This window comes from Prevotella sp. 885, from assembly GCF_002265625.1.
Classification (GTDB): Bacteria; Bacteroidota; Bacteroidia; order Bacteroidales; family Bacteroidaceae; genus Prevotella.
The window spans coordinates 16,959-40,736 of the sequence record NZ_NOVE01000030.1 but is presented as its reverse complement, the minus strand read 5'-3'; the positions used below and the strand labels follow the sequence as shown (position 1 = coordinate 40,736).

20 protein-coding genes and 1 tRNA gene are annotated in these 23,778 nt (G+C 46.2%); 16 read left to right on the top strand and 5 right to left on the bottom strand.

Annotated features, from left to right (window positions below):
- Positions 1-101 precede the first annotated feature (101 nt).
- The 6 genes from CHL74_RS09670 (at position 102) to CHL74_RS09645 (ending at position 4,214) form a co-directional block, all read left to right on the top strand.
- Positions 102-473 carry a hypothetical protein gene (locus CHL74_RS09670; RefSeq protein WP_094880960.1) on the top strand — a complete coding sequence of 124 codons (372 nt, stop codon included), beginning with the start codon at positions 102-104 and terminating at the stop codon, positions 471-473.
- Positions 474-734: 261 nt separating this feature from the next.
- Complete coding sequence (locus tag CHL74_RS09665) at positions 735-1,025, top strand: helix-turn-helix domain-containing protein (RefSeq protein WP_094880959.1); 291 nt, start codon at positions 735-737, stop codon at positions 1,023-1,025.
- A complete protein-coding gene (locus tag CHL74_RS09660) occupies positions 1,022-2,095 on the top strand; it encodes an AAA family ATPase (RefSeq protein ID WP_094880958.1) in 1,074 nt (357 codons plus the stop codon). The genes CHL74_RS09665 and CHL74_RS09660 overlap by 4 nt, the downstream gene beginning before the upstream one ends.
- A gap of 187 nt (positions 2,096-2,282) precedes the next feature.
- Positions 2,283-3,212, top strand: a complete 930-nt coding sequence (locus CHL74_RS09655; RefSeq protein ID WP_094880957.1) for a BT4734/BF3469 family protein — start codon at positions 2,283-2,285, stop codon at positions 3,210-3,212.
- Positions 3,213-3,214: 2 nt separating this feature from the next.
- Complete coding sequence (locus CHL74_RS09650) at positions 3,215-3,754, top strand: hypothetical protein (RefSeq protein WP_094880956.1); 540 nt, start codon at positions 3,215-3,217, stop codon at positions 3,752-3,754.
- Positions 3,755-3,866: 112 nt separating this feature from the next.
- Positions 3,867-4,214 (top strand): hypothetical protein, encoded by a 348-nt coding sequence (locus CHL74_RS09645; protein WP_094880955.1) that lies wholly within the window; start codon positions 3,867-3,869, stop codon positions 4,212-4,214.
- 223 nt (positions 4,215-4,437) lie between these two features.
- Here CHL74_RS09645 and CHL74_RS09640 read toward each other — a convergent pair.
- Both CHL74_RS09640 and CHL74_RS09635 read right to left on the bottom strand, forming a co-directional pair.
- Positions 4,438-4,519, bottom strand: a tRNA-Leu gene (locus tag CHL74_RS09640).
- A gap of 300 nt (positions 4,520-4,819) precedes the next feature.
- Positions 4,820-6,106, bottom strand: a complete 1,287-nt coding sequence (locus CHL74_RS09635; RefSeq protein WP_058321326.1) for an IS1380 family transposase — start codon at positions 6,104-6,106, stop codon at positions 4,820-4,822.
- Positions 6,107-6,330: 224 nt separating this feature from the next.
- Here CHL74_RS09635 and CHL74_RS09630 point away from each other — a divergent pair, with 224 nt between their 5' ends.
- On the top strand, positions 6,331-8,058 hold the full coding sequence (locus CHL74_RS09630) for a hypothetical protein (RefSeq protein ID WP_094880954.1): 1,728 nt from the start codon (positions 6,331-6,333) through the stop codon (positions 8,056-8,058).
- Between the two features lie 27 nt (positions 8,059-8,085).
- Positions 8,086-9,909 carry a hypothetical protein gene (locus CHL74_RS09625; protein ID WP_141241290.1) on the top strand — a complete coding sequence of 608 codons (1,824 nt, stop codon included), beginning with the start codon at positions 8,086-8,088 and terminating at the stop codon, positions 9,907-9,909.
- 176 nt (positions 9,910-10,085) lie between these two features.
- Here the strand turns inward: CHL74_RS09625 and CHL74_RS09620 are convergent, their stop codons facing one another.
- Both CHL74_RS09620 and CHL74_RS09615 read right to left on the bottom strand, forming a co-directional pair.
- The gene (locus CHL74_RS09620) at positions 10,086-12,467 is read right to left on the bottom strand and encodes a glycoside hydrolase family 2 TIM barrel-domain containing protein (protein ID WP_094880952.1); all 2,382 of its coding nucleotides are present in this window, start codon (positions 12,465-12,467) and stop codon (positions 10,086-10,088) included.
- Between the two features lie 17 nt (positions 12,468-12,484).
- Positions 12,485-13,519: a glycoside hydrolase family 53 protein gene (locus CHL74_RS09615; protein ID WP_094880951.1), complete on the bottom strand. Its 1,035-nt coding sequence runs from the start codon at positions 13,517-13,519 to the stop codon at positions 12,485-12,487.
- A 369-nt stretch (positions 13,520-13,888) separates the two neighbouring features.
- Between CHL74_RS09615 and CHL74_RS09610 the strand changes: the two genes are divergently transcribed.
- The gene (locus CHL74_RS09610; RefSeq protein WP_094880950.1) at positions 13,889-14,185 is read left to right on the top strand and encodes a nucleotidyltransferase family protein; all 297 of its coding nucleotides are present in this window, start codon (positions 13,889-13,891) and stop codon (positions 14,183-14,185) included.
- A 1,468-nt stretch (positions 14,186-15,653) separates the two neighbouring features.
- Positions 15,654-17,858 (top strand): sodium-translocating pyrophosphatase, encoded by a 2,205-nt coding sequence (locus CHL74_RS09605; protein WP_094880949.1) that lies wholly within the window; start codon positions 15,654-15,656, stop codon positions 17,856-17,858.
- Between the two features lie 99 nt (positions 17,859-17,957).
- Here CHL74_RS09605 and CHL74_RS09600 read toward each other — a convergent pair whose 3' ends face one another.
- A complete protein-coding gene (locus CHL74_RS09600; protein WP_141241289.1) occupies positions 17,958-18,986 on the bottom strand; it encodes a hypothetical protein in 1,029 nt (342 codons plus the stop codon).
- 358 nt (positions 18,987-19,344) lie between these two features.
- Here CHL74_RS09600 and CHL74_RS09595 point away from each other — a divergent pair, with 358 nt between their 5' ends.
- Genes CHL74_RS09595 through CHL74_RS09570 form a run of 6 tightly spaced genes read left to right on the top strand, consistent with a single transcriptional unit; the run spans position 19,345 to position 23,717 of the window.
- Positions 19,345-20,076, top strand: coding sequence for a UpxY family transcription antiterminator (locus CHL74_RS09595; protein WP_094880947.1), 732 nt, complete (start codon positions 19,345-19,347; stop codon positions 20,074-20,076).
- A gap of 18 nt (positions 20,077-20,094) precedes the next feature.
- A complete protein-coding gene (locus CHL74_RS09590; RefSeq protein ID WP_094880946.1) occupies positions 20,095-20,763 on the top strand; it encodes an RNA polymerase sigma factor in 669 nt (222 codons plus the stop codon).
- Positions 20,764-20,767: 4 nt separating this feature from the next.
- Complete coding sequence (locus CHL74_RS09585; protein WP_094880945.1) at positions 20,768-21,121, top strand: hypothetical protein; 354 nt, start codon at positions 20,768-20,770, stop codon at positions 21,119-21,121.
- Positions 21,122-21,164: 43 nt separating this feature from the next.
- Entirely contained in the window at positions 21,165-21,965 is an 801-nt protein-coding gene (locus CHL74_RS09580; protein ID WP_094880944.1) for a M48 family metallopeptidase, read from the top strand.
- Between the two features lie 2 nt (positions 21,966-21,967).
- Positions 21,968-22,795, top strand: coding sequence for a M48 family metallopeptidase (locus CHL74_RS09575; RefSeq protein ID WP_094880943.1), 828 nt, complete (start codon positions 21,968-21,970; stop codon positions 22,793-22,795).
- Positions 22,796-22,799: 4 nt separating this feature from the next.
- Complete coding sequence (locus tag CHL74_RS09570) at positions 22,800-23,717, top strand: M48 family metallopeptidase (protein ID WP_094880942.1); 918 nt, start codon at positions 22,800-22,802, stop codon at positions 23,715-23,717.
- Positions 23,718-23,778 lie beyond the last annotated feature (61 nt).

Here is a 23,778-nt window from a genome sequence, read left to right as displayed (position 1 = left end):
GAATCACTCAACTCCAAGCTTAAGGCATTTAGAGGCCAACTGCGTGGAGTTAGGGACATACCGTTCTTTTTCTATCGTGTATCGTTGATATTTGGGTAGGGATGCCACGGACTTTATCGGATGAGCCCATTTTTGTTTGTGGGGCATTCCCGCCATTATCCATTAATATAAAAAATCTTAGCAAAGAAGTTTTAGGGTATTGCAAGGAAATAGGGCTTATTCAGCCTCAACGTGAGAGCCAAGCAAAAGCAGATTTTCGTTTAAAATATGGCGAGTGTTTAAATGATATAGACGCTTTCTTTGCAAAGTTGAAAGCAATGGATGGAAAAGATTTGGTAAAGACTTATTATAAAAAACACTTTGAAAAGAGTGCCAAGAATTTCAAACAATTCTTTAATGAAATTCAGGCGATAGTACCAGAGCGCAAGGGTGAGAGAGGTTGGAATTATGAGGCATTGATTAAGTATGTATAAGTGTAAAGGAGGGAGGCGAAAGCCCCCCTTTTTTTGTTTTTTCCTTTTATTTGTCTTATACGTTTTCCGCCATAATTCCATTATTTTCCATTGTTTCCATTATGCTTTTTATTTCCTGAGATTCGGCTTAATTTTGCACCGTCAAGTTTTGGCAGTGGGTCGGCTTCTGTTTGCTCCACGCTAACACTTGAAACGGAATAGGTGGGGCAGAAGCCCAAACAGACACCGAGAGCCGCAAGTAAGAAATAAAACGTGTATAATATGAGAATAGAAACTTTGTTAGAAAGCGGTGCTAACGTTTCAATAATGGTTACACCCACAGACTTGAAAGAGTTTGCTCTGAGCCTGATTCAGGAAGCGGCAAAGATGGGAAGCGAGCAAAAGACACCTGAAAGCTACCTCACCCAAAAGGAGGCAGCGGAAAAACTGAATGTGTCTGAAAATACTTTGTGGCGATGGAAGAAAGCAAAGTATCTCGTACCGTCAAAGGTGGGCAATGCGGTTTATTACAAGTTGTCAGACATTGAAAAGCTATTGGAGGGCAGAGGATGAAGCAATACAAGTTTTACGATCTGATGGACGATTTGCCTGATGAGGTGCAAATGGCAGTCAGGGAAGCAAGAAAGCCGTTTGGTGCTGAGGCTGCAAAACGTTGGGGCTTGTGTGAAACCTCTGAGGCATACGAAATAGACATTACTCAGGTTTACCCAGAGCCACGTTTCACGGTGCGCCTGAATGGTGTGGGGACATTACCAAGGGGCGACATTCAGGCAGTAAAGGCGAAGAGTAAGAACGGAAAGAGTTTTCTTTGTACTGTTTTTGTCGCAAGCGTGATGGGGTGCAAGGATTTCCAATTTGAAGCCGTTGAGGATGGCGCAAAGGTGCTCTATTTTGATACGGAGCAAAACGAGAGGAACACGGCTGCGCTTGCAAAACGTGTTTACTCCCTGATGAAGTGGAGCACAGAGCGGAACAATGAATGTTTTAAGGCTTATTCTTTGCGCTCTGCTGCGATTGCCGAGCGGTTGCCTATCATTGAAAGGGTAGTCAGGGAAAACGCTCCCACAGTGGCAGTAATAGACGGTGTGGCTGATTTGTTGGAGGATTTCAACGATGTGGGGCAGTCAAGCGAAATTATTAACTCCCTGATGAGGCTTTCGGCTGAGAATGATGTGGCAATAATAAACGTGTTGCATACCAACAAGCGCAAAGATGATTCAGATATGAAAGGACATTTGGGCACGTTGCTACTACAAAAAGCCTCTGATGTGTTCGAGGTTAAAAAGAACGATGGCACTTTCAACGTTTCCGAAAGCGATTGCCGAAATATTGCCATTCCTGATTTCTCCTTTTCCATAGGTGCGGATGGTGTGCCTATTTGGTCGCCTGATGTAAAGACCACCAAGGGAGAAGAGGATTTAATGGAGGTGTTGGCAAAGATGAACACTATATTTGAGGGAGTGCCTGATGGATTCACTTATAAGGAACTCACCGAAAAGTATATGATGGAGGCGGCAGTGGCAGAGCGGACGGCAAAGAACAAAATAAAGTTTGCCAAGGATTCCAACATTATAAAGGTGGATGGCAAGAAATACGTGTTAGTGGATAATGACCCGATTTAGTGCAAAGATTGCTTTTGCACCATTTCAGGAAAGCAAGGGCGAAAAGTGGTGCAATATTTAGTGCAAGTACAACCACCCCTTATAGGGGTGTGGTTGCACTAACACAAAAACACTATTGCGGATTTAGTGCAAGACACCCGATTTGCACCATTTTGCACCGTTGCACTAAACTATAAAAAGAAGTAATATGAAGCAATATTTAGACATCAAAGTAAGTACGTTTAAAGATGTGCGAGCAATGGCAGACAAAGAGCCTCAGCCCCTGAGAACCATTTTAACAAGTGGCGAGTATAAGGAGAGAGTGGAGGCGGTGCGAGCCGTTGAATATCACAGTACGGAACAAAAGGAACTCAAAAAGAAGTTACCTTTGTTTGCGATGGGAGTTTTCTCCAAGGAGCGGCAAGCCAAGAAAATTCGTGAAGCCGTTCCCCTGATTGCCTTAGATTTCGATGGCAAGGACAATGAGCCAGACACGGAAAAGCCTAATTTGGCTTTCAGGGCATTCAAGCAAGTGGTGGATGGCGATCCTTATATTTTGTATTGTGGGCTTTCGTGCAGTGGCAAGGGATGGAGGGTAATATTACCGATTCATTCCACAGAGAAGCGCAAGGAGCATTATATGGCGGCAGTAAGATATTTCCGCAAGCGTTATGGGATGATCGCTGATGAGGCTTGCAAAGATGTGGCACACGCTTTCTTTGTGTCCTACGATGGCAAACCATACATTAACGAGAATGTGAAGCCGTTCCCTTATGTGCTCCAAGCTGCAAGGTTGCCACCTGATAGGGAGAGGGCAGACAATACCACAGAAGCGGTAAAGATGTTACTTGCCATTGAAAAGGCTGAGGCTGAGAACCTGATGGCTTTTTCCAATTATGAGGAATGGGTAAAGATGGGGCTTGCCATAGCCTCAACGTTTGGGGAGGATGGAAGAGTTATGTTTCATAGGCTTTCGGCTTTGTGTCCTGAGAAGTACGATGAGGCGGCAGCAGATACCAAGTATAACAATTTGATAGCCTCAGCCTCAACGTTACCAAGTGCCACCGTTGCCTCTGTTTATTGGCAGTTGGCAGAAGCCAGAAGAGCGAAGAGTGTTGAAGAAGATTTTAATTTTTAAATATGGAGAAGATAACAATGAAGAAGATTTTTGAGAATGTAGTGTTAGGTGAGTTTGTGGCTACCTCAGGTAAAGAGCCATTTGTTAGCTTTCAGGCAGAGAGCGGCAAGGAGCAAAAAGAGAGATTGCTAAAGACATTCTTTAATAACCTGATTGCCCCTTTGTTCTATTGCACAGAGGTAGAGAACGAGATGAAGAAGATGAAGCCAAAAGAGAAAGCTAACTTTGCGGCTTCTGTAATAAGTGAGTTGTACCGTTGCATTATTGAGCCGAAAGTGGCACAAGGTGGAGAAGCCCCTGATGTGTCGTTAGCCGTTGTCCTGATGGCTTTATTTTTGGTTAGAAGCCCAAGAAAAGAGCCGTTTGTGCGAGCGTGTCAGGCGGTACGATTGGAAGCCTTTGCGCCTAATTGCAACCCAGCTTTAAGACCAAACAGAGTTAGAACCTTTAAGGAAGAGTTGGAACTGCAAGAACATTTGCAGAAGTTGGATGAGTGGGGCAAAGTTTTCTCCAAGATGTGCAAGAATGTTTGCAAGCCGTAAGGTGGGGGGTACTTTTTTTATTGGGGGTGTGGGGTCGCCTAAACCTCACACACTCCCTTTTCCACGCAAGGGCTAAAAAATAAAATCGTGTACTTTTGTAAAAGATTGAGATATGAAGAATTATGCAAGCCGCATTAAAGCGGTATTAAAGAAGAATGGCAAGTATAATGATGGAATGACTTTGCTAATAGATTCTACTGCGGTAAGCCTCAACACAATGGAACTTTGCCGTAAGGAGTTGGGGACGTTGGAGAGTACCACCGTAAAAGTGCAAACACGTTATGGCGAGAAGTTAGAACCTCACCCAGTGTTTAGAACTCTCAGGGATGCGCAAACGGTGCTTTTGAAGAACTGCAAGGAGTTGGGACTTAATTACGAGGAACTTTCAAGAGCGATTGATGAGGATGAGGACACTTTCAAAAAGTTTATGAAAGAAGTTAATGATGTTAATGATGTGTAGGAATGTGGGGAAAAATTCGTATCTTTGCGCCTGAATTAAGCCATAACGGCTAATTTTATTTGAACACTTAAAGCGATTGTCCGTGATGGATGGTCGCTTTTTTCGTTCCTTTGCTGAGGCTGAAATGGGAGTTGTTAAAGTAAACACGAGCAAAAACACGAGCAATTTTTATAAACGAAAAATGCTAAACAGTTGATAATAAACTATTTAGCATTTCATTAGGTGCGCCTGAAAGGACTCGAACCTTCACGTCCTAAAACACCAGATCCTAAGTCTGGCGCGTCTACCAATTCCGCCACAAGCGCATTATGTGATATTCGAAGCTGGTGGGAAAATGCTGCACACGGCTTCGAAAATGTTCCGCAAAGGTAACGTTTTTTATCCGTTTGTACAAGTTTTACTTACTTAAACTTTTGCAGAATGAAATAAATGTACCCTTAATTCCGCAACTGTTTCAATAAATCGCTTGTTGGACTCAAAATTGTCATTATGGTGTCTTGAGGCTTTATTTGAATGCTGTATTTCTCGTGATAAGCCATTTCATCCCCTTACCCCACCAAGCGACTTGAGGCAATACGCAGTTGAAAACCGACAAGAAATATGAATTAGCCAAAGTCTGTATTGAATAACTCTCCGTAAGCTTGATTGTCTGTGTATATATTCAGTATAAACTGCCTAGACGTTCTAATCCATTTGGCAGGTACTGTGATGAACTTGAACACAAATGCTTTGATGCGACTTGTTGCTTTGAGTCCGAACTTTTTCACTTCAAGCCTCTCCATGATGAATTTGTAGAAGTTGCGTACAAGTGCTGTGAGAAGAAGGAATACAGTGTTTTCTGCCATAAAGGATTTGGGCAATCTGTCCCACCCGAAACCATTGTTCATATCATCGAAGATACGTTCCTTACCTCCACGAAGTTTATAGAACTCGACAATTTCTCTTGTTGAAGATTCATAGTCGTTAGTCAGGATACAACGGTATGTGTATTCTCCTTCCCAAAGATCCTGCACACCGTCCATCCGTTTCTGTCTTTGAATCACAAGTCGGTATGCTTTGCCTTTCCACTTCTCAACAAGGATAGAGTTCAATTCAAACTCAATGCCATTGATATCCTCAGTCTTCCAGCCTCTGAGAGCAAAGATGTCATTGTAGAGCGAACTGCAGCGGTTAGCGCGGATATAGAAGGACTTGCAGTGTTTCTCTATTTCCTCCACGATTTCCTCGGAACATGATCCACAATCAGCTCTGAAACGATTGATAGTAAGTCCGTTCTGTTCTAATCTCTCAAAGAACCTCTTCAGCGTGTCCTTTTGTTGGAAACGAACATTTGTGTTACCATCGCTATTCTCAATGCCAACAATCAAGTCGCCAATAACCGCCACACCAGGGCGATAACCAAAGAATTTCTTGTATGTAGGCTTTGCATCATACTTCTCAGTCTCTATGAACTGATGGTCGAAATCAACATCATACATCTCACCATCTTGCAGTTGACCAGATGCAAACATACAATTGAGCAATAAAGTATTGAGGGTCTCAGCCGTATTGAAATCGTAGTTCTTACCCGTATCTGATGTGTATGAGATGTTTTCTTGCGTCAGTTCCTTTATCGCTCTGAGGATAGTGTCAGAACTACAAGTGCAAAGTGTCGGATGAAGCGAGAGATGGTTCATCAAATGAGTAGTGACATCCTCAATACATGAGCCGCCACAGAAGTAGATACTCATGAGTGAACGGATGATTTCGCTATATTGATAACCATACTGTTTGCTTCTTAGACCCAATGTAGAATCGATTACAGAAGACAATATGGAGTCAAATTGCTCCATGATTGAAAATATTCCTCCAAAAGGAGTGAGTTTCTCTGATTTAATTTGTATCTTTGCCATGTCATATTAGAGTTTTGCTTGTCTTCTTTTCGCAACACTAAGGTAAGTGAAAATTCTGACATGGCAAAATCCTGGGCAACTTTTTGTTGCTCAGGCACTTATAAATAATGTTAAACTATAGTGTTGCGGAATTAAGGTGTACTACTTTTGCTATTGTTATAATCGACTTTTTGACAATCCTCCCTATCGAGAGAGGAAACATTTATTAACTAAATAGTGTAGTTATGAGAAAGATTTACATGACGTTTGCAGCAGCGCTCTTTGCTGTTGCCGCTTTCGCACAACCCCTTGCGAGAAATCATCAGGCGAACGGACAAATCACCAGTCCTTTGCGTTATCAGGCTCAAAGTGTGCCTCAGTCTTGGCAGAAGACCGACTTCCTGCTCCCCAACTTCGGCAAGGCGCGTCCTATGTTGGCGCCCAACTTGCAGGTGACGGACGATATGCAGATGATTGTTGACCAGCCTGAAGGCACATTATATCATAATTATTATGGTGTCAACTCCGGTTTTGAGGTGTTCTTCGGTACGGTTATTTCCACAACTGTGGACGGTGTGGCACAGGACTTCGTCATCGCTGACGACGGAACGATGTATATCAAGAACATCATGGCTACGCTTGGCCCGAACGTTTGGGTGAAGGGACAGAAGACTGGTGACGACGTTTATACGTTCACATTCCCGCAGAAGTATTACAAGCAGCCCGTATATGACGAGAACAACGAGGCAACCTCTGAATTTGAAGACTTCTATCTCTTCCGTATGAAGATTAACGATGCCGGCAACTCTTTCATTCCTGACACCGAATCGCAGGACATCCGCTTTGCCTTCCGCAACGACTCGCTCATACGTCTTGACGACAATAGCGACGGCGTGGTGCTGGCTCTTGCCACTGCTGATGGCGAATGGGTTGGTTTTGCCGACTTTGCAAGCGAATGGCATAAGGAGAAGGCTCCCATTGAGGCTCCGTCTGCTTCTGCCACCGTCTCTGACTATATGATTACGTACGGAAATGATGAGAACGACAGGGATGCTGCATTGGTGAAGGTGGCGCTCGAAGGTGACGGCTTCTACATCAGCAATCTCTCCGGCAGCAATCCGGATGCTTGGGCTAAGGGTAAGGTAGACGGTGACAAGGTGGTGTTCGACGGCATGAAATACCTGGGTGTTGACCCCGTTTTGGGATATCATACGTATTTCGCTCCCTCTGGCAAGCAGAAGGTGACATGGGAGGACTATGACTATACCTTCGACAGCATCTACTTCAATAAGGACATTGTCTTTGCATACGACCGCACTGCTAATACGCTGAAGTCAGAAACCAACTTCCTTGTAAACGCAGGTAAGAATGTTGTATATAAGATTAACGAGTATGAGAAGCCTATGCTCACTCCTTGGAAGGAGGAGGCTGGCACGCCGAAGGATCCTTCTGTATTTGAATTTATGCCGTATGAGAGCGAGTATGGTTATGGCTGTATGCAGATACACGTGAATAAGGAATCGACAGATGGCAAGTTGCTCAATCCCAACAAGCTCTTCTACAATATTTACTTCGACGACGCTCTCTTCACTTTCTATCCTGACGAGTATGCCGCATTGGTTGACGAGATTACTGACGTGCCCATCGACTTTACTGACAACAACGATATCGTGAAGAAGGGTACTAACAGAAAGATATACTACTTCTTACAGGGAATGACTACTGTAGGCGTTCAGGAAATCTATAAGGACGGCGACACGACATACAAGTCGAACCTCGTAAGCTATAAGGTGGACGAGAGGGGCAATCTGACTGGCATCAGCCGCGACATCACCACTGGCAGCGAAGACGTTAAGAGTGTGTCTTACACCGACCTCGCAGGTCGTCGCATCAGCAAGCCCGCTCACGGCATCTTCCTCAAGACCGTTAAGTATGCTGACGGTTCGCAGAAGACCGTTAAGTATGTTAGATAATATGTATCATTGAAAAGAATGAATTGTATGAGAAACATATTTAGTACATTACTGCTTGCCGCTTCGCTGGCATTGATGCCTGAGGCTGTCATGGCAGGAACCGGTAAGGTGGCATATACAGCCAATATGTCTGGTAAGGTGTCTGACTATGGCACTGGCAAGAAGGAGAATTATGACGTGGCTGTACGTCTCGTTGGAAAGGACCTTAAGGGTCTGAAGATTGAGGACATCAGCGTGCCCGTAGCTTTCACTGACGCCAATGTTTCGGACGTGAAGATGTGGGTTACTCGTAGCCTTGCGCTCGACGACAAGAAGAAGAATCTTGTGGACGGCGTTACTGTTGACGGCGTAATCTCCAACGGCACGTTAAGCGCTACGCTCGCTTCTCCGTACACCATTGAGGCTGATACGCTCTATGTGGGCTATTCGTTTAATATCACTAAGCTTGCGAAGGACACCAAGAAGCCTGTCAAGGTTACTATGGAGGAAAGCCCGCTCGGCTTCTTTGTCCACAGCTCACGTACGTATCTGAAGTGGATGGACAAGTCGGCAGAGTATTGCTCGGCATTGGAGATTGTTCTCTCCGGCGTTGAGACTGACGCTGCCGGCATCGACGCTTTCGGCACTATCCACGGCGAGAAGAACAAGCCGACGGATGTGACTTTCGTTATCCGCAACCACGGTGCCAATGCGGTCAGCTCCATTGACTACAGCTACATGGTGGGAACAACGAAGAAGACCGGACACAAGGATTTCGAGATTCCGGTGCCTGCCTACTATGACGCAGCAGCCAAGATGGACATCACTCTGGAGGCTGTAGATACGAAGGGCGACTATCCGTTCTCGTTCACTATGGACAAGGTCAACGGAGTGGCTCAGCAGTCTGCTGCTTATGAGGGCAATCTCAAGATATACAACGTCCTGCCCAAGCGCCGTTCGGTAATGGAGGAGTATACGGGCACATGGTGTGGTTATTGTCCGCGCGGCTTTGTTGCGCTTGAGGTGCTCGACCGCCTTTATCCGGACGACTTCATCGGACTGTCTTATCACAATGCAGACACCATGGAGGTGATGACTTCTGACCAGTATCCTCTTGCTGCAAGCGGTTTCCCCTCAGCCGAGATTGACCGCCGCACAGGAATGGTAGACCCGTTCTATGGCATGCAGAACACTGGTTTCGGCATCGAGCAGTTGTGGAAGCAGCAGTGTGAGGTATTGGCTCCTGCCAACATCTCTACAGAGGCTTCTTATGACGAGACTGGCAAGAAGATTAACGCCAAAGCCACTATGGTGTTCCCTGGTGACAGAACTGACGCTGACCGCTTCAAGGTGGAGTTTGTGCTTGTCGCTGACGACCTCCATGGCGAGGGCAACAGCTGGGCTCAGAAAAACTATTTCACGCCTGACAGCAAGGAGGAGCTGATGTTTGACGAGGCTGCTCCGTTCGTGCAGGGCAATGAGAAGGTTGTAGGTCTGCACTTTAATGATGTGGTAATGGCTACGACACGTCTCACCACGGGTCTTGCTGCTCTTCCCTCTAACGTCGTTGAGGAAGTGCCGGTGACAGTGGAAGGCTCGTTCGATGTGGATGCCATTAAGATTATGCAGGACGCACGCAAGTTCCGCATCGTGGCTCTCCTCATTGACAGCACTGACGGAACCATCGCCAATGGAGCCAAGGCTCCCGTTACTGGCAGCGAGAAGACCGGCATTACCAGTCTCGGTGCCGACAAGCAGGACTGTCCGGTGGCTTATTACGACCTTGAGGGTCGCCGCCTCCAGCAGCCACGCCACGGTCTTAACATCGTTCGCTTCGCCTCTGGCAAGAGCGTTGTTAAGGTGGTGAAGTAAGAGAACAAGATTATCTAAATAAAAAACTCGTTGTAAACGTCCAAGCAGGACGCTTACAACGAGTTTTTTAGTTTAGAGTTGAGGGTTTAGAGTTTAGAGTTATGATTACCTTTTCTGATTAACAAATACATATCATAATTCTCAACTCTCAACTCTCAACCCTCAACCCTCAACTCTCAATTTATCGTGAGTGTTGCGTCCGGCAGTCCCTCTGCCGATACAGTCAGCGTTATGCTTCCTTTTCCTTTCGTTCCAATTACAATTACCATTTCGCCGTTGAAGAGCGGCATGCTGTCTGAGGTGAAGGGCACGAGTGAGGTGGCGTCACCGTTGCAGGTGGCTCTCAGAGAGCCCGCTCCCTTGACGCTTGCCTTTATAAGGTTGGAGGCTGTGGGGCAGGGATTGCCGTCGCGGTCGGTCAGCGATACGGTTACGAAAGCCAAGTCGTCCTCCGCCGGATTGAGCGTTGTGCGGTCTGCTTTAAGGACAATGTGGGCTGGAGCGCCGGCTGTGCGTACCGTTTGCGTGTCAGCCACCGTGCCGTCGTAATTGTATGCCACGACGCGCAGTTCGCCCGGCTCATACTTTACGTTGTTCCAACGGAGACGATAACGGTCGAGACGTGTGTTGGGATTCTTCACGATGCGTCCCTGACTCTTGCCGTTAACGAAGAGTTCGGCACTCGGATACGATGTGTAGCAATACACAGGCGTCGTCTCTCCCTCGCGTCCCGGCCATGTCCAGTGGGGCAGGAGGTGCAGGGTGGGCGAGTCGTTGCGCCAGTGAGATCGATAGAGCCAGTAGCGGTCCTTGGGCAGTCCGGCAAGGTCGCAGATGCCGAAGTAGCTTGAGCGTGAAGGCCAGTACTCGTCGTAGGGCGACGGTTCGCCGAGATAGTCATATCCGGTCCATACGAATTCGCCTATCACATAGTCGCGGTCGTCCTGCATCTTCCAGTCATCATCGGGCAGATTGCTCCACGGACAGTATTCCACGTCGTACGACGAGCATTGTCCGTCAGGATAAGTCTTCGAGTCGGACACCTCCACCGGGAACTTATACACTCCGCGTGAGCTTACCGTCGAGGCTGTCTCCGAGCCAAGGAGGAATCCCTTTGGCAGCTGACGGATGTTCTTGTCGTATTTATGTACGCGGTAGTTGAATCCCGGAACGTCCATTACTTGGGCGAAACCCGAATTCAGTGCCGCCTCTGCCTGGTCCATTCCCTGCGTCACGGGGCGTGTGGGGTCGAGTTTATGACAGATGTCCTGCAGGTGCTTCGATATGTTGCGTCCCTCCTCGCTCCACTGTTCGGGTATCTCGTTGCCGATGCTCCACATCACGATGGACGGATGGTTGCGATGGTTACGCACCATATTCTCTATGTCCTTGTCAGCCCATTCCTTGAAGTTAAGGGCATAACCGTTCTTGCATTTCGGATAAATCCACATGTCGAAACTCTCCGCCATGACCATCATACCCATCGAGTCGCACACTTCCATCTGCCATGTAGAAGGCATGTTGTGAGCCGTGCGGATGGCGTCGCAACCCATCTCTTTCATAGTGCGTATCTGTCTGATGAGCGCAGACTTGTTGACAGCGGCTCCAATCGGACCAAGGTCGTGATGTAGGCATACTCCCTTTATCTTGCGCGACACGCCGTTAAGCTGAAAACCGTCATGCTGAGCCACACGAACTGTGCGTATGCCGACCTTCTGCTGGGTCTGGTCAACGAGCTTTCCCTTGCGATAGAGTCTGGTGACGAGCTTATAGAGATAAGGCGATTCGGGCGACCATAGCTGTGCGTTGTCCACGTTCAGCGTCTTTATGATATTGCCCTCAGCGTCGAAGTCGGCATCCTTTATCTGCGCGACAGTCTTTCCTGCGGCGTCAACGAGCAGGTTTTCCACGGTAAGCGCCTTGTCAGCGTTCTTCACGTTGGTGCAGATGCTCACCTCCGCCTTGCCGTCTGCGATGGAAAGAGTGCGGAAATAGCTGCCCCATTGGTGGATGTGGGCTGCGTCAGCATTGGTGACGAGCAGCACAGGACGATAAAGTCCGCCACCCGGATACCAGCGCGAACTCTCCTCGCGGTTGTTGAGGCTGACGCTTATCTCGTTCTTTCCCTTCTTCAGGTACGGCGTTGCGTCCACGCGGAAAGCGTTATATCCGTACGCCCAATGTCCGGCAAGGTGTCCGTTTACATACACATGCGGGTCAGCCATAGCACCGTCAAACTCAAGTATGGCGGAAGCCGGCACCTTCTTCAGACTGACGGAAGTCTTGTAGAAGCCGCGACCTATCCAAGGCAATGCGCCCGAACGTCCCGACTTCTCTGTCTTCTCCGTCTCTCCGTTCTGCTCAATGGCAACAAACTGGAGGTCCCACTTCTTGTCGAAGGGTCCGCTTATGGCCCAGTCGTGCGGCACGGTCACCGGTTTATAGCTGATGCTGTCTCGCGAGAATTCCCACGTCTTCAGATTTATTGTGTTGCGCTGTGCCGAGGCAGTAAGAGCCGATGTGGCAAGCGCAATGGTAAGTAATGTTAGTTTATTCATTTGTCAATTCTTAACTTTCATTTCTTAAACGCGTCCAGCGTTGCTGTTGGCTTGCCGTTAGAGTCGAACGCTCCCTTGTTGTAGTCGTTCCATCCTCCGTAGCACTCCGGTTCCCAATAGAAGATGCCGAGACATTCGGGTTTTGCCTTACATCCTTCCACCATCTTCTTCATCATGGCAGCGCCGTTCTCAGAGTCCCAAGCCATGCCGATCTCGCAAACCATAACCTTGCAGTTATAGCGAGAGGCGAGAGTGGAGATGTTTTTGAGGCAGTCGTCGGTGACTGTCTGCCAGTTGTCGTCCTCAGGATAGAGCGACATTCCGATGACGTCCCATTTGGCTCCGGCGGCTTTCAGACCGTCAAACATCCATGTGAATCCGCCGATCTCGTTGCCGCGGTCGATGTGGATGATGCACTGTGCGTCGGGATAGACAGCCTTGGCAGCGTCGTAGCCGGCGTTGTTGAGAGCTGCGTAATTGTCAAACTTGTTGTCGCTGACAAGACCGAGCGGCCAGAGCATACCCGTGCGGGTCTCGTTGCCAATCTGAATCCACTCCACGTCGATGCCGTTGTCCTTGAGCGTGGTGAGCACGTCCTTTGTGTGCTCAGCCACGGCAGCCTTCATCTTCGTGAGATCGTCCTTGAAGTCCGTCCATGCGGCGGGGATGTTCTGCTTGCCTGGGTCAGCCCAAGAGTCGGAGTAATGGAAGTCTATCATGATGCGCTCGCCGAGCATCTTGGCACGCCCAGCCTTTACGAGCACGTCCTGCTTGCCTGACCATCCGTCTGCGGGGTCCACCCAAACACGGATGCGCACCGAGTTGGTGCCGAGGTCGCGGAGCAGCGTCATGCAGTCCTGTTCCGAACCTTTGGCGTTATAGAACTTCTTGCCGCTGGCTTCCATCTCTGTCAGCCAGCTGATGTCCGCACCCTTGGCAAAACCTGTCATGTCGTATGTGTGTTCGGTCTGCGGGGTTGTGTTAGTGTCGTCGCTGCATGAAGAGAGCGTGATGAACGCGAGGGCAGCGAGAAGGAATGATTTTATGTTCATTGTTATTGGTATTGGTACTTACCTTTAGCTTGATTCATGTCTTGAATACGTTTAGGTAAATTATGGTTTTTAATTATAATATTCGGTTCGTTCGGCTTAACGTAGTTATGTGCGTTTTCTTGTTGGAAGATTTGAAACGGTTTGTTTTTTTTGTCGGCTGCAAAATTACAAATGCGGACAAAAAAACGACGTTACAAATTAGACAAATGGCAAAACAAATCGGACAAAACCCTCGCTAACCCCCGATAAATAAAGGGTTTGGCAAATTTGTAAAGGGGAGAGGGGAGAAATGGATGGTAAATTAATGTTGTCTTTTCTTTGTCAATTCGCGGAAAACATCTACATTTGTAAAGTAAGAAAACTGAATGTATGAAAACAACCAAGGAGTACATATCATTGATAGAGTCTCATGCCGAAGAACTAAGGTCTTTGTTCGGCATCAAGTCATTGCGCATCTTCGGTTCGGTATCTCGTAATGAGCAGAAGGAAGGTAGTGATGTTGACGTTTGTGTAGATATGGAACCCAAAGCTTTTTTGGTTGTCCGCTTGAAGCGTTTTCTGGAAAATCTCCTTCAATGTTCTGTTGACGTGGTAAGGATGCATAAGCATATCAATCCCTATTTACTCGAAGAAATCAATAAAGACGGAATCTATGTTATCCGATAGAGCTGGAATCAATAGATTCTTTATAGATAGTCATAAATAAGCAGACAAGGCAAACAGTAGGAGGCTATGGCGTCCCGCCGTAGCCTCGCAGCCTCCCATAGCAGATTATCAATCTGTGCCTGTAATACGTAACTTTGTACCAACGTCGTGTCCCGAAGGGACATATCTATCAGAAACCCACTGCAAGCTCCGAAGGAGCGCAGCTGTGGGAGAAATAAGCACTCTCATCCCTCTCTTGGTTCCGCGAAGCGGGACCGATCATCCTCAACATTATCGTGGGATGCGTGGCTACGGCGAGACGCCATAGCCTCCTAGGTTTGCCTTTACAGCTGTAAATCGCAGTTTATCTGTTAGGAGGTACGGCTTGAAGCCGTATCACTTAGCCTAAACGTTAGGCAGTGCTTTGTCAAAAAACTTTATCCACAATCCGCTTATGGGCGCAAACCCTTATCGGGTTTAAATAAAAGGCTTTACATTAGGTCTTACGAGAACCAGTTCTCGCCAACCTAATGTAAAGTCTTTTATTTGTGCACAGCACGCTCCCATAATCGGAAAAAACAAAGAAAAACACAAGGTTATATAAAACAACATTATAATACTATATGAAGTGTAATACTTTAGATTTGACACAACTTCTACTGTGTAACCTTGTGTTTTTTATGTTTTTCTCTTTTGTTGGCACAGTGATGCTTCGGCATCACTCATGATATAGTTTGGAGGATGGGTGTCGAGAGCAATGCTCTCGTAAAGCCCATTCGCCAAACTATATCATGAACCCGTAGGGTGTGACAACAAAAGGTATGTGGATAAAGGTTTTTGTTAAAGCCCTGCCTAACCTGATCTCACCGATAAATTTCTGTTTGGCGGTTAGTTTGGCTGACAATATTTGTATTTCTAACGCTCAATACTGCCAGCTGAGCGCACAACAAAATCTTTGGTGCGAAATTCTCGAGTTTTGAGCGTTTGGAGCCAATGCGCTTATACACAGTAGGTTATGAGGTTTTCTGACGAAGCGATATGAAATCAGACTCGCAAACGAGCCGTTTTTTGCTGCAATAGCGCCACTTTTACACTACAATAGTGCCACTTTTATCATGCAATAGCGCCACTTTTACACTCTAATAGTGGCACTATTGTAGTGTAAAAGTGGCTCTATTGTTAAGCTTGGGTGCTGTTTGGTTAGCAAAACACCGTAAAAACAGCAAACCGGAACTCTAGAATCAATTTTTATTTTGTAACAGCTTTTTACTCTTTGTACGATATTTGCATGGCGTCCGCCGTCCGCTAAGACATGTTTTTCCTTTTTAAGAAATTTTATTTAAGTAAAAATCCTCTTCTTTTATGTTTGTTATTGATTTATTTCATATATTTGCATTTTCGTTACGTAAGGCATCGATTAGTTACGAATCGTTACTTTGTGGCGAAGGCGACGACGGAATAAATTATAAACCCTATAAAATCTATCGTTATGAACAACATCCCATTAGTATTTTGGCTGATCCCGATAGCCAGCGTTGTGGCATTGGGAATGGCATGGTTCTTTTTCCGCGCTATGATGAAGGAAGACGAAGGTACGGACAGAATGAAAGAGATTGCGGAGCATGTCAGGAAAGGCGCTATGGCTTATCTGAAGCAGCAATACAAGGTAGTGGCCATCGTTTTCGTGGTGCTCGCCCTTATCTTCGCTTTCATGGCTTACGTACTGAAAGCGCAGAATCCGTGGGTGCCTTTCGCATTCCTTACAGGAGGTCTCTTCTCCGGACTGGCTGGCTTCTTCGGCATGAAGACCGCCACATACGCCTCGGCACGCACCGCCAACGGCGCACGCACGAGTCTGGACAAAGGTCTGAAGATTGCTTTCCGAAGCGGCGCCGTAATGGGACTCGTCGTTGTGGGTCTCGGACTGCTCGACATCGCCATCTGGTTTGTTGTTCTTAACGCCGTCTATGAAGGCGAGAGCACAGCCCTCGTCACCATCACCACCACCATGCTGACATTCGGCATGGGAGCCTCCACGCAGGCCCTCTTCGCCCGCGTCGGAGGAGGCATCTATACGAAGGCTGCCGACGTGGGAGCCGACCTCGTGGGCAAGGTGGAGGCCAACATCCCCGAGGACGACCCGCGAAATCCTGCCACCATCGCAGACAACGTGGGCGACAACGTGGGCGACGTGGCTGGTATGGGAGCCGACCTCTATGAGAGCTATTGCGGATCAATCCTCTCAACGGCTGCTCTCGGTGCCACAGCCTTTGCCATGAACGGCGACATGCAGCTACGAGCCGTCATCGCTCCGATGGTGATAGCCGCCATCGGCATCTTCCTTTCGCTCATCGGCATCTTCCTCGTGCGCACCAAGGAAGGAGCCACGATGAAGGAACTCCTCAGCTCGCTCGGTCTCGGCACCAACGTCAGCGCAGGTCTTATAGCCGTAGCCACATTTATTATATTATATCTGCTCGGCATCGAAAACTGGTTAGGACTCTCGTTCTCCGTAATCAGCGGACTCGTTGCGGGCGTAGTAATCGGTCAAGCCACCGAATACTACACCTCACACAGCTATAAGCCTACGCAGAAAATTGCCGAGGCTTCGCAGACAGGACCTGCCACGGTCATCATCAAGGGCATCGGTACGGGCATGATTTCCACGATGATACCGGTGGTGACCATTTCCGTAGCTATCATGCTCAGTTATCTCTGCGCCAACGGATTCGACATGTCGCTCTCGGCAAAGTCGATCAGCACCGGACTTTACGGCATCGGCATCGCAGCCGTCGGCATGCTCTCCACACTCGGCATCACACTTGCCACCGACGCTTACGGACCCATCGCCGACAACGCAGGAGGCAATGCGGAGATGAGCGGACTGGGCGAGGAAGTGCGTGAGCGCACAGACGCCCTCGACGCTCTCGGCAACACCACAGCAGCCACGGGCAAGGGCTTCGCCATCGGTTCGGCAGCCCTCACGGCTCTCGCCCTCCTCGCTTCCTACATAGAGGAGATAAAGATAGCCATGATTCGGGCTATGGAGAACGGCAAGCAATATGTTGACGCTGCCGGCAACCTCTTCGACCCGACCAATGCCACCACCATTGACTTCATCAACTTCTTCCAGGTGAACCTCATCAATCCCAAGGTGCTCGTTGGAGCATTTCTCGGAGCGATGGCAGCCTTCCTCTTCTGCGGCTTGACAATGGGCGCCGTAGGACGTGCAGCCGAATCGATGGTGCAGGAAGTGCGCCGTCAGTTCCGCGAGATAAAGGGCATCCTTGAAGGCAAGGCAACGCCCGACTATGGTCGTTGTGTGGAGATAAGCACCCGCAGCGCCCAGCGCGAGATGATCGTCCCCTCGCTCCTCGCCATCGTCATCCCCATCGTAGTGGGTTTGGTGCTCGGCGTAGCCGGCGTCCTCGGTCTGCTCACTGGCGGCTTAGCCGCCGGCTTCACCCTCGCCGTCTTCATGTCCAACTCCGGCGGAGCATGGGACAATGCCAAGAAGATGATAGAAGAAGGCCACTTCGAAGGCAAGGGCAGCGACAACCACAAAGCCACCATCGTAGGCGACACCGTAGGCGATCCCTTCAAGGACACCTCCGGCCCCTCCCTCAACATCCTCATCAAGCTGATGTCGATGGTAAGCATAGTAATGGCAGGCCTGACCATCGCCATACTGTAATGGTTGGAATATAAAAACGAAAAAAAGAGAAACCCCTCGGCAATACAGATGATTGTCGAGGGGTTTCTCTTTTTTCATATTCCCGTAAAAAGAATATTTTTACTTTGATACGTTGACGTTATAGTCTAATCCACCATAATCCTTCACCGTAGACGAATCGTAGCTGAATGTATACACCTTGCCGTCTGTGCCGCAGAAATATACGTCATTAGTTGGAAGTTTGTGGTCGGGACATAGTACATCCACGAGCTTTCCGAACTCGGCATCGCCGCAAGAAAGGAGATAATTGTTCAGAGCGTCAACGGCTGCCTTTCCCTTCGGAGCCTTCAGCGAAGCCCTAAGCACCATCATGTCACCGGCATCCTCCATGTCGCTCTCCTCCTGCACCACTTTCAGTGAGCATGCCGCATTCTGGCGCACACCGTAATTCAGCTCGATGTTGCAGCGCGAAACATACACGAAAGCATTGACTTTCTGGAACAGGCTCACCTGCATGTTCTCACCGTCTGGCAACATGTATGTGCAGAAACGTACATTGGCGTATTCTCCCTGCTTTCTTGTCTGGGTCTCAGGAAGGCTGACGCCCTTGGCAGTGACGTTGTCCCCCGTCTCCATATCATAATACACAGCCGCAGGAATCATCATTCCCGTGACGCTGTTGTTGTCCTCGTTTAAGTCAACAACCTTGCAGAAGTCTCCCTTCACCCACGCCATTTTGGAGTTGGGCTCCTCTGCGCTCTCAGCATAACTCTCAGCCGTCACAAATATCTGGTACCAGCCGTTCTGCGCTTCCTGCTGCTTGCTGTTCACCATATATATATTGCCGTTGTAAGGATGATACGTGTCCACGTAGGCCCCCGTCATGTCATTTGCGCGATACTTCGAACCCTCCGTGTCGGAGAAGAAAATCTTGGTATATGTCTCGAACGATCCGCCATCCGAATTCCAGCTCATCAGCTTGCCGCTGTTGGTATTAGGCAGTCGGCGGAGATTTACATTGTCAGAAGTGATCTTCACGAAACGCTTCACACTGGGTTGCTTAACCAGAAATGAATAAGCCCTTACCGTTGTGGCTGAAGCCATAAGAGCCACCGTAAGCGCAAAAGAATAAAGTCTTGAATGATTCATAAATAACACAGAATTTTTAATTATTAGAATTTTTATAGTAAAAGCCGTTTGTAGCAGCTGCGTTGCAAATGTAGGTAATTTTTTACAAAACGGCAAAGGAATCAGATTAATAATATTTGCATGTAAAAAGTTTGTCTGATTTTTATTAAAATTTTTTGTAGTTATAAAATATTATTCGTACATTTGCCTTAGATTTTCTTGTAAACAAACCTAATAGACCGCTTGACGAGTGAAAAACATAGCTTAGCGAACCTAAAACCACCAATAACAACTTAAAAATCAAATCACACAAATAGGGGAGCTAACATTCCGACAGCATAAAATTTAAAGTGTTTGTAAAGAAACTGGTCTTTGTATTATGAACAAAGAATCAAGGAACAACACGTCAGCATTGCCTAATGCAGACTCCCGACGAGGCGGCAAAATTCCCTCCAGTGCACGACTAACCTCCTGCACCTCCCCCGAAGTTCGAAGCGACGCAGCAGAGAACTCCCAAACTGGGGTGTCCTCGGATTATGCTCAGGAGGGAAAGGAGCAATGGTTCGTGTTGCGTGCCACCTATGGAAGAACCAGTCAGGCTCTTGATGCTCTCCGAGCCAAGAACGTCGAGACTTATTTGCCGATGCATTATGTCATCAAAGAGATAGACGGGAAGCGAAAGCTCATTCACGAGCCTTTGCTTCCCAATATTATTTTTGCAAGGATGACCCGCCAGAAAACTCACGATTTCGTGAAAGAGCCAGCCTCCACCGCCAAATGGCTAAAATACTACACGGACAAGACAAAGCCCGTGGAAAGGTCAACCGGCAAGAATCCTCCCGTAACCATCCCCGACAACGAAATGCTAAACTTCATAAACGCTACAAGTGTGAAGAATGAGCATAGTGGAATGATGCCATCTGAACGAGTTCACTATAAGAGTGGCGATCTTGTTCAAATCATCAAAGGGGATTTTACCGGTGTAATAGGCAGAGTGGCAAGAGCTGGAGGACAGCAACGAGTGGCAATAGATATTGAAGGATTGGGAACATTCGTCACGGCCTATATCCCCAATGACTTTATGGTAATTCTCAAATATGATGTAAAATAAACAAAACTGTCAAAAGATATGGAACTCAAATTCCACGATAATTATAAAGAATATGATGACAGAGATCTTGTAAACAAAATAATTACCAAGCCCTATAACGAAGAGGCTGCTGCATATCTTATTTATAACAGATATAATCCTCTTTTGTCTAAGCTCTATCGAGATACATTTCAAAAAGATACTTCATGGTACGAGCATTGTCTTGGTGACTTATTCGAATACCTGAAAGGAAAAAATCAGGATTGGAATAAGCTGAGAACATTTCAATGGAGATGCAAATTAGGACCTTGGCTTGGTAAAACAGCAAGGAACAGATTCGTAGAAATCAAGTCTGCACTGATAGGAAAAGAGAATATCATCATCTCTATAGATGTAGATGATGAAGGAAAGGCTCCAGTTCAGTTATCTGATGATGATATAGAAGAATATGACATAATTCAAAGAAGAATTATTCTGATGGAAGCGATAGGAAAACTTACAGACCTAGACCAGAAGTTTGTCGTACTCAAACGTCTTCAAGGATATAATAGTAGGGAAATTGCTGAACTGATGAAGAAAATGTGGAACAAGAAAGGGATTGTTCGTATTGACAAAGGTAAGCGTGTAATACCATCTGCTGGATATGTGGATGTTCGTATGCAGAGAGCAAAAGAAGAGTTGAAGAGACTCATCGTCACATTAGATTAAAAGTATGAGCATGATAATTTCAAATGAACTACTTGCAGCATATGCTGTAGGTGCGGTAACTAAGGAAGAACGAAATCATGTGCGTCAGTATCTTGCGGAGAATTCTTATGAACTTGAATCCGTGATGATGATGATGGACGATGATTATGAATTGATGTTAGATAAAGACATTGACAATTCTTCGCAGTCAAATTTTGGTAATTCCAAGGAATCGTCTTTTTTTGATTTGTGTTATGGTGCAGCCGCCTTTGCTCCAAGACATAGTTCAACAATAAAGAACATGACAAAAGATGACAGTAAGATTAAAGACGGTTTCGGTAAAAGACTAGATGATCTAATAAACGAGTTGGGTATATAATCAAAAAAGATAGTTTTTTTAGACAACCACTCTCCATTAAAGTATGAACTCAATAAAGCAGACATGTAAGAATGTAAAGACGTTGGTTGATTCATTCCTCAATTCAACGACACCAATATTCTGCACTCCAACGGATGAGCCTAAGGATACTGAAGCTTGGTATTCAACATGGGAAGACAACTATATTGGAGATTTCCTGAATAATTCTGTTGTTAAGGCTGGACTTAAAAAGATAGCCGATTTCTACTGTGCTAAACAGCTTGATGTATTACTCCGCCACTCTTCTGAACTTAAAGCTTCTTCATATCCTCAATTATATAGAATATATAAGGAATGTTGCAAAAGACTTGGTTTCGTTAAAATGCCCAAACTGTATATTACATATCAGATTTTTGGAATCAATGCACTTAGCTTAGAGGTAAAAGGGCATAAATTAATTCTTCTTAGCAGGATGGCAACAATCCGTCTCAATGAAAAAGAGTTAAGATTTATCCTTGGACATGAGTTAGGGCATCATCAGCAGGGTAATTTAGTTTGTCATACTGTAAATGGCTTGCTTGACACCTTCAATACCTCGTCAGAAATATTTGGACCTATGATTTCTGATACAATAGAAGTTCCTATGAAGAGATGGTGTCGTCAATCTGAGTTTAATGCTGACAGAGCAGGATATATTTGTTGTGGAGATATTGATGCAGTTACCAATCTGTTTTTAAAACTTGGTATGGAATCAGTGTGCTCTGCCTACAACGAATATAAAGAGTTGGAAGATGCTCATCCACACCTCCAGACACGTTTCACGGAATTAAAAAAAATCCATAAAACGATAAAAGTCAACAGATAATTATGATAAACAACAAACGAATTCTTACCGGACTTGAACATCAACAATACGAACATCCTTTGGATAAGGCTGCATTGAAGAAACTGGAAAGTATTCCATTTCTTACTACGGCTTGCAAATGGGTAACATCCAATTTCATTGAGCGTGTATATAACATCCAATATACTGGTAGCAACTTGAAAGTTACAAAAGACAACTATCCACAAATATATGAACACCTTGTAGAGGCATGTTGCATTCTTGACCTAAAAGAAGTCCCCGAATTGTATATAACATGGAGTTATGACATTAATGCCTGTACAATTGGAGCTGAGCATCCCATCATCATTCTCAACTCAGGTCTTATAGACCTTTGTGATGATGACGAAATATTATTCATAATCGGACATGAAGTGGGTCATATCAAGTCTCAACACATGCTTTACCACCTTATGGGACAGGTGATAAACTGGGGTATTGATGCTATTCCTGGTGGCAGTATTGTTGCAAGTGGCTTGCAGTTCGCACTTTATTATTGGAATCGTATGTCAGAATTTACAGCAGATCGCGCAGGTTTGTTATGTTGTCAGAACACTGACGCAATGATTCGGGCATTTATCAAGATGGCTGGCCTTCCTATTAAGGAGTTTAACAATATAAAACCGGAAACCTTCATACAGCAGGCACGCGATTTCAAGATGCTTGACTATGATGGAATGAACAAAGTAGTAAAGTTCCTTTCTATTGCTGATGAGACACATCCTTGGACTGTCATGCGTTCTGCTGAATTGTTGAAATGGATGGATAGCGGTGAATACAACAGATTTGTGACACAACGACAAATCAGATAAGAGCATGAGAAAGAAACTTACAAATATAGACTATTCCCGTGTAATGCATCCTGATGACAAGAAGACTGTGGACTGGCTGAATGGTCTACAAGTTCCTTATATGTCAAAGTGGGATTTTGTTCGTGAAATAGCCAAACACCCCATCGACCACAACTTGAAGACATGGTATGAAATATTCAAATCTGATTTGAAATATTACACATTCAAGGACTTTCTGAACGCCACGACGAGTAAGTATCAGGAAGCTTACAATGAGGTGGAAAACCAAGGAGAAGGCATTAATATAACCGCAGACAGTTTGCCTGCCCTACATAGACAGCTTGTTGAAGCTTGCTCAATTCTTAATATCAAGGAACCACCAGCCTACTCCACTGATTGGTATTATGGTCCATTTCATTATTCCAATGGTGATAAACACCGCCGCATCGTCATGATGTCAGGCTGTGCCGACCTATTCACAGAAGGAGAGATGGCATTCATACTCGGTCATGAACTTGGGCATTTTGAAGCTGGTCATAAACCATACCAAATGCTCATTATGTCGTTCTACCTGCCTTTTATGAATGATCCCGTCTTCAAGTCCTGGGCATCCATCGTAAAATTGCCATTATTCGAATGGTATCGAAAGTCTGACTATACAGCTGACCGTATCGGCTTGTTGTGTTGCCAAGACATAAATGTTGCCATCAGTACTATGATAAAAAAAGCCGGACTTCCCAAGAAATGTTATGATCATATAGACATACAAGGCTTCATCAAGCAAGCTAAGGAATTCGAAGAGAAGTTCACCGGTACTGTTAATTCAGTCATAAAGGCATTGACCGTTCGCTCTGCAGAATTTCCATGGTTAGTAGATCGTGCCGCAAAACTGTACGAGTGGTATGAGAGTGGAGAATACCAACAAATCATAAATCAGCAATAAAAACATATGAATACCAAAACAATAGCACTATCCACCAATGAGAACATCCTTGATGTGCTCA